Consider the following 7,045-nt stretch of genomic DNA (forward strand, 5'->3'; position numbering starts at 1 on the left):
TGACGGGGGGCGATCCCCGGCCGGCGGGGACCGGAAGGGAGACCTTCCGGGAATCCGCTGGCAGGTAGCGGCGCACGGGGGGCGAGTCAAGGCTGGCGCAGCGGCCCTGTGGCGCTAGTCTGGCCGCAGCCCGAGGAGGAACCCATGAACGACCAGTCGCCCGTGCGCCCAATCAGCGCCTTCGACGTGCCGCGCCTCGAGGACCTGCCCGAGGACATCGCCGCCGTGATCGGCAAGGTGCAGGAGAAATCCGGCTTCGTGCCGAACGTCTTCCTCGCCCTCGCCCGCCGCCCCGACGAGTTCCGCGCCTTCTTCGCCTACCACGACGCGCTGATGGAGCGCGAGGGCGGCCTCAACAAGGCCGAGCGCGAGATGATCGTGGTGGCCACGAGCGCCGCGAACCAGTGCCAGTATTGCGTCGTCGCCCACGGCGCGATCCTCCGCATCCGCGCCAAGGACCCGCTGATCGCCGATCTCGTAGCGGTAAACTGGCGTAAGTCGCCGCTGTCGGCGCGGCAGCGGGCGATGCTGGACTTCGCGCTGAAGGTGACGGAGCGCGCGCAGGAGATCACCGAGGCCGACCGGCAGGCGCTGCGCGATGAGGGTTTCAGCGACGACGAAATCTGGGACATCGCCGCAATCGCGGCGTTCTTCGGCATGTCGAACCGGCTGGTGAACGCGTTCGACATCCCGCCGAATGCGGAGTTTCATGCGTTGGGGCGGTGAGAGGACGAGATGTGGAACTTGCGGGACACAGGTAAGCAACGATAATGGACCCGAGATTTCGTGATTTTTTCAGTAGACAAGTAGCTATGAGAGGATCTCGGCGGGGCCAGATGCTTAGAGGCCTGCTGAATTAGTGGAGGCGTGGGAACGGTTTCCCGGCCTGCCGATTGGGAAGCCTGGGTATCCAGACAGGTCCTGACGAGGGGTGAACAGTTCCGCCCGCCTCTTTCGACTTCACGGTGCCAGCAGCCGGGGCAGTCGGGCGAGATTGTTGGCCGCCATTGTCAGGATAAAGCGGGAGCGCACCCGCTCGATGCCGCGATGGACGGTCGGGGCCATGCCGCCCACGGTCTTGGCCCAGCCGAACGCCTCTTCGATCCGCTTCCGGTGCTTCAGGGACCGGGTGTAGCCCTCGTGCCGGGTGGTGCGCCCGTCGATCGCGGAGTATCGCGACTTCCGGGCGACATGCGGGGTGACGCAGGCCTGGCGCAGGTCAGCAATGAACGCGGCGGCGTCATATCCCTTGTCTGCCCCGAGGGTCAGCCTGCGGGTCGATCCCGGCGAGTGGCGATGAACCATGTCGAGCGCGGCACGCCGTTCAGCATGGCCGTCGGCCTGGGTCAGATCGCCCTGAACGAACAGGCCAGAACGGTTCTCCATCAGCGCATGGCCGATGAAGTACAGCTTGACCAGCGTGCCGTCGACCGAGAAATGCTCGTCCGACAGGAGCGGCGCGACCTCGCGGTGCGCCAGAATCGCCGCCATCACCTTCCGCGACATTTCGGTGGTCAGCAGCGGTCGCGGTTCTTGGTGAAGACGGTCCGCCATCGGCCCGGGGCTTCGCCCGTCCAGGGCTGAAATCTGTCCACTGGACAGATATCCGGGCGCCCTTCACCCCAGACAGGATCGTCAATCCCAAAGCCCCACGAACCAGCGGAACAGCAGGTCATACTGCATCTGCTCCATCAGCTGCGGCTCGGAGCGGACCGAGAACAGGATCTGGATCAGGCTCGCCCGGATCAGCCGTTCCGGAGCAATCGAAGGGCGGCCGAAATTGGTGTAGAGCGTCTCGAACTCGGCATCGAGGCTGGCCAGCGCGTCATTCACCACCTGCCTGATCTTGCGAGCGGATGCCGCGCCGGGATGCGCGCCTCCAGATCGACATAGCTGAACAGCGACCTGTTCGTCTCGTCCGTGCCGCGCATCATCACCCCGCCGTAGCCGTGCGGAGGATGAATCATGTTCCTCAGACCGCGCGATGGCCGACTTCTTCAGCAACCTGTTAGTATGAAAAGCGTTCTAACCTACATCGGTGACCTCGGCCGCATTGAGGAGAACTACGGCGACATCGACCAGCTCTTCGAGAGCGGTGAGCTCAATGAAGTCCAGGCATCCATTCGGCTGCGGCTCGGGTATCCTGAGCCACGCTTGAGCACCCGTAGTCCCAAGAGCATCAATCGGTACGGCGGCCCGACGCACAATCATCGGCCGAGTATCACTCCCGTCTACAACATGCCAGATTGCAGCCCGCGTACCTTGAAGGGACGGAAGAAGTATCTGTTGAGAGGACGCATCCGACGAAATCGAGAAACATCCGGCTGGTCAAAGCCGCCCGCCTGAGAGACTCAAACACGTGTCAAGCGTGCGGCTATCGAAAGCTGTTCCGGGGACAATAGATCATCGACGCGCATCATTTGAACCCGCTAGGCAATGCCGCAAATGAGATCGTTACCTGCCTGGATGACCTTGTCTGCCTCTGTCCTGACAGGTTGCTGAAGAAGTCGGCCATCGACGCGGTCTGAGGAACATGATTCATCTCCCGCACGGCTAGCCGCTGATGTCGAGCGTCTCGCCGGCGATTCGCGAGCGACCCCTTCCCTGGTTCAATCGCTTGATCCATTCTGCTGGCATGAGGCAGGCTGAACTCCCCACCACGGCTCAGCTCGTCGCCGCCGGCCTGCATCTGTTCGGCCGCGACGGGTTCGAGGCGGCCTCCACCCGCGCCATCGCGGCGCGCGCGGGGACGAACATCTCCTCCATCGCCTATCATTTCGGCGGCAAGGAGGGGCTGCGGATCGCCTGCGCCGATGCCGTGGCGGCGGCCATCGGGCAGGTGGCGCAGACGATCCCGGCCTATCCCGCCGCGATCGACCGCGAGCAGGCCCGGATGATCCTGCACCGGCTGCTGCGCCGGATCGTCACCTTTCTGGTGACGCCCGCGGCGTCGGATGCCGTCGGCTTCCTGCTGCGGGAGTTCGCGCAGCCCGGCAGCCCGGTGCTCGACCGGCTCCATGCCACGCTGGTCGAACCACGCCACCGGGCGCTCTGCCGGCTCTGGGGGGCGGCCACCGGCCGGAGAGCGAGGACACGCGCCTCGCGGTGTTCTCGCTCATCGGACAGACCGCCTATTTCCGGCTCGCGGCGCCGCTGGTGCAGCGGCGGATGGGCTGGCCAGGCTATTCGCGCCGCGAGGCGCGAGCAATCCAGCGGCGGCTTCTCGCCAATCTGGACGCGATGATGGACGCCGCCGATGGGTGAGTTCCTCTGCGCCTTGCCGCTACTCTCGGCCCTGATGGGCAGCTGCGCGCCGCCGCCGCCACTCGCCACGGGCTATGTCGAGGGCGAGTATGTGCAGGTGGCGCCGCTGGTCACGGCCCGGATCGGCAGCATCGCCGTGCAGCGGGGCGATCCCGTGGCGCCGGGGCAAGTTCTGGCGCAGGTCGAGACCGCGGATGCGCGGGCGGCCGTGGAGGCGGCCGAGGCGCGGCTGCAGCGGGCGGAATCCGAGCTTGCCGACCTGACACATGGCAGCCGCCCCGAGGAGCTTGCCGCCCTGGAAGCGGCGCTCGCGGCGGCGCGCGCCAATGCCGTCCGCGCCGCCGGGGATGCCCAGCGCGAGGACCGGCTGCAGGCGCGCGGCATCTCCTCGCAGGCGCAGACCGCGGCGTTGCGGGCTGCCGCCGAAGTCGCCCAGGCCGCCGTGGCCGAGGCCGAGGCGCGGCTCGAGGCCGCACGCCTTCCTGCCCGCGCCGACCGCATCGAGGCCGCCCGCGCGGCGGTTGCCGAGGCCCGCGCGGCGCGCGAGACCAGCCTCTGGCAACTCGCGCAGCGCAGCCTTCGGGCCGAGGGCGCGGGCGTCGTCACCGACATCATCCGCAATCCGGGCGAGATCGCCGGCCCCTCGGCCCCGGTCCTCGCCTACCTGCCCGAAGGCGCCGTCACGCTGCGGGTGTTCCTGCCCGAAGCCGCACTGTCTTCGGTCTCCGTCGGCACGCGCCTCGCGGTCGGATGCGACGGCTGCGAACCGCTGTCCGCCCGCGTCACCTGGATCGCCGACCACGCCGAGTTCACCCCGCCGGTCATCTACTCCCGCGAGACTCGCCAGAAGCTCGTCTACATGGTCGAGGCCGTGCCCGAGCCCGCCGGGGTGCTGAAGCCGGGCCAGATCGTCGAGGTGCGGATCGCGCCATGACCCCTCCGGCGCCCGAGGCTCCGGCCATTGCCGTCGAGGGGCTGACCAAATCCTTCGGCGGCCGCCGGGTCGTTGACCGCGTCGGCATGACCGTGGCTGCAGGCGAGATCGCGGGGTTCCTCGGTCCGAACGGATCGGGCAAGACCACCTGCATCCGCATGATGTGCGGGCTGCTGACGCCTGATGCGGGGCGCGGTACGGTGCTGGGGCTCGACCTCATGCGCGAGCAGCGCGCGATCCGGCTGCAGGTCGGCTACATGACGCAGCGCTTCTCGCTCTACGAGGACCTGTCAATCAGCCAGAACCTCGCCTTCGTCGCCGGCCTCTACGGCCTGCCGCGGCAGGCCGTCTCCGACACGCTGGCGGACCTGGGCATGACCTCGCGCCGCGACCAGCTGGCCGGGTCGCTGTCGGGCGGATGGAAGCAGCGGCTGGCGCTCGCGGCCTGCATCATGCACCGCCCGCGCCTCCTGCTGCTGGACGAGCCGACCGCCGGCGTCGATCCCAAGGCCCGGCGGGCCTTCTGGGACGAGATCCACGCCCGCGCGGCGCAGGGCATGACGGTGCTGGTCTCGACCCACTACATGGACGAGGCGGAACGCTGCCATCGCATCCACTACATCGCTTATGGCCGCCTCATCACCAGCGGCACGGTCGAGGAGGTGATCGCCGAGGCCGGCCTCGTCACCCGGACCGTCCAGACCGGCCGGCCCGCGGCGCTTGCCGAGGCGCTGCGCCGGTCGCCGGGGGTGGCGCAGGTCGAACCCTTCGGCGCCTCGCTGCACGTCACCGGCACCGATCCGGCGGCGCTCGACGCGGCGATCCTCGGCGCCGGGGCCACGCCGCTGCCGGCCGACACCAGCCTGGAGGACGTCTTCATCCGCCTGATGGAGCAGTCCGAGGACAATATCCGATGATCCTCTCGCCCGCCCGCATCCTCGCGCTGCTGCGCAAGGAGTTCATCCAGATGCGCCGCGACCGGATCACCTTCGCGATGATGCTGGTAGTACCGGTGATGCAGCTCATGCTGTTCGGCTTCGCGATCAACAACGACCCCAAGCTGATGCCCGCAGCGCTCGTCGCGCCGCCGGGCGACCCGTTCGCCCGCGCCATGGTCACGGCGCTCGAGAACACAGGCTACTATCGCTTCGTCGAGGCGGATGTGTCCGCGGCGCAGGCCGAGCGGATGCTGACCGACGGCCGCGTGTCCTTCGTCGTCACCATGGCGCCGGGCTTCGGCGCCGACCTGCTGGCCGGCGAGCGGGCGCAGGTGCTGATCGAGGCCGACGCGACCGATCCCGCCGCCGCCTCCGGCGCGATCTCGACACTCGAGACCGTGGCCGCGCAGGCGCTCACCCGCGAGCTGGGGCCGGGTCCGCCCGTCCGCGGCCCCGAGATCGTCGTCCACCGCCGCTTCAACCCCGAGGGCTCGAGCCAGCTCAACATCGTCCCCGCCCTCCTCGGGATCATCCTGCAGATGACCATGGTGATGATGACCGCCATGGCGCTGACCCGCGAGATCGAGCGCGGGACGATGGAGAACCTGCTGGCGATGCCCGCCACCCCGGCCGAGATCATGGTCGGCAAGATCACGCCCTTCCTCGCCGTCGGCGCGGTGCAGGTCGCCGTGGTCCTGATCGCCGCGCGGGCGATCTTCGGCGTTCCGTTCGAGGGCTCGTCCGGCCTGCTGCTGGCCGGGGTGTTCCTTTTCGTGCTGGTGCTGGTGCTGCTGGGCTACCTGATCTCGACTGTCTCGCGCACGCAGATGCAGGCAATGCAGCTGTCGATCTTCGTCTTCCTGCCCTCGATTTTGCTGTCAGGGTTCATGTTTCCCTTCCGCGGAATGCCGGGCTGGGCGCGGGTGATCGGCGAGGTGCTGCCCGTCACGCATTTCCTTCGGCTGGTCCGGGCGGTGATGCTGAAGGGCGCCGGCCTCGGCGAGGTACGGGCGCAGTTCATGGCGCTGGCGGCAATGGTGGTGGTGCTTGCACTACTGGCATTGACCCGGTTCAAGCGCACGCTCGACTGAGCAGCGGGGCGGATAGGTCCTTGCGACGGGTCCAGGCGGCCGCTGGCCCCGTCATGGCCGCCATTGCGCACCTGCGCAGCTCTGCCCTCCGCGTCGTCGGGGCGGACGCGATCATAGGTGAGCCGCGCCTGAGTGCGAACCCGCATCCATCCATCTTGGCGCACCAGCCCTGGCGAGGGCGGCGGCAGAGATCCTCCGGTGACGCCATTTCCGTCGTTAGGTGAGTTCTCTCCTGTTTCATTCTCGCCAACTTCTTCGGCGGCCTCTTCGTCTGCCTCTTCGCCCGCGCGAGCGCCTGCAAGGCAATCTCCCGCCACGCTTCGCCCCATGGCTGAACGGATGTTGTCGGCCGCGATGCAGAAACTTGTAGCAACCTGACCGCCGCTCGCCGGAACCGCGGCGATCGGGACCACCGCGACGAGCGCGGCGAGCATCCCGTATTCGGCGAGCGAGGCGCCGAGAGCTTGCCGAAGCAGTCTGCGCCATCCCGAGGTGCCGCGGGAGTCGCCGTCATTGTCCTTGCTTACTCCGAGCATTTTAGAAGTCCCTTGCCGCGGAAAGACCGATTGACCAATCGATCGCCTCACGTACCTCTCTCGTCGAAGAGATAGGTTCTGGATTCCAAAGCCGCTCAGACGCGGCACTTGTTCTGACCGAAGGCCAGTGAGCGATCGCCCTGCCCTACATGGCTGGTCACGTCCGTCAACGTGGTGTAAATCGTGAGATGGCCTGAGATCATGATCAGGCGGCCTTGGCCGTGATGCTGAGGATGGGGTCGATCTCCTCCTTGTCGATCTGGGCGAAGGCCTCGACCATCA

5 protein-coding genes and 2 pseudogenes are annotated in these 7,045 nt (G+C 67.6%); 6 read left to right on the top strand and 1 reads right to left on the bottom strand.

Annotated features, from left to right (window positions below; all coding sequences use genetic code 11):
• Positions 1 to 144: 144 nt before the first annotated feature.
• Positions 145 to 726: a peroxidase-related enzyme gene (locus GI374_RS13980; RefSeq protein ID WP_154337679.1), complete on the top strand. Its 582-nt coding sequence runs from the start codon at positions 145 to 147 to the stop codon at positions 724 to 726.
• Positions 727 to 960: 234 nt separating this feature from the next.
• Here the strand turns inward: GI374_RS13980 and GI374_RS13985 are convergent.
• Positions 961 to 1,931 (bottom strand): annotated as a pseudogene (locus GI374_RS13985) (transposase).
• 34 nt (positions 1,932 to 1,965) lie between these two features.
• On the opposite strand from GI374_RS13985, the gene GI374_RS13990 reads away from it, so the two are divergent.
• From GI374_RS13990 to GI374_RS14010, 5 genes and pseudogenes are all read left to right on the top strand, one after another.
• A complete protein-coding gene (locus GI374_RS13990; protein WP_154337680.1) occupies positions 1,966 to 2,346 on the top strand; it encodes a hypothetical protein in 381 nt (126 codons plus the stop codon).
• A gap of 289 nt (positions 2,347 to 2,635) precedes the next feature.
• Positions 2,636 to 3,264: pseudogene (locus tag GI374_RS13995) on the top strand (CerR family C-terminal domain-containing protein).
• A complete protein-coding gene (locus GI374_RS14000) occupies positions 3,257 to 4,198 on the top strand; it encodes an HlyD family secretion protein (RefSeq protein WP_154337681.1) in 942 nt (313 codons plus the stop codon). The pseudogene GI374_RS13995 and the gene GI374_RS14000 overlap by 8 nt, the downstream one beginning before the upstream one ends.
• Positions 4,195 to 5,115, top strand: a complete 921-nt coding sequence (locus GI374_RS14005; protein ID WP_195759931.1) for an ABC transporter ATP-binding protein — start codon at positions 4,195 to 4,197, stop codon at positions 5,113 to 5,115. The genes GI374_RS14000 and GI374_RS14005 overlap by 4 nt, the downstream gene beginning before the upstream one ends.
• Positions 5,112 to 6,227, top strand: coding sequence for an ABC transporter permease (locus GI374_RS14010; RefSeq protein ID WP_154337683.1), 1,116 nt, complete (start codon positions 5,112 to 5,114; stop codon positions 6,225 to 6,227). The genes GI374_RS14005 and GI374_RS14010 overlap by 4 nt, the downstream gene beginning before the upstream one ends.
• Positions 6,228 to 7,045 lie beyond the last annotated feature (818 nt).

The sequence above is a fragment of the Paracoccus sp. S-4012 genome, from assembly GCF_009674885.1.
In the GTDB taxonomy this organism is placed as follows: Bacteria; Pseudomonadota; Alphaproteobacteria; order Rhodobacterales; family Rhodobacteraceae; genus Paracoccus.

Coding starts and splice junctions, on each gene's coding strand:
- GI374_RS13980 (WP_154337679.1), top strand. CDS start 145: ATGAACGACCAGTCGCCCGTGCGCCCAATCAGCGCCTTCGACGTGCCG.
- GI374_RS14010 (WP_154337683.1), top strand. CDS start 5,112: ATGATCCTCTCGCCCGCCCGCATCCTCGCGCTGCTGCGCAAGGAGTTC.
- GI374_RS13990 (WP_154337680.1), top strand. CDS start 1,966: ATGTTCCTCAGACCGCGCGATGGCCGACTTCTTCAGCAACCTGTTAGT.
- GI374_RS14000 (WP_154337681.1), top strand. CDS start 3,257: ATGGGTGAGTTCCTCTGCGCCTTGCCGCTACTCTCGGCCCTGATGGGC.
- GI374_RS14005 (WP_195759931.1), top strand. CDS start 4,195: ATGACCCCTCCGGCGCCCGAGGCTCCGGCCATTGCCGTCGAGGGGCTG.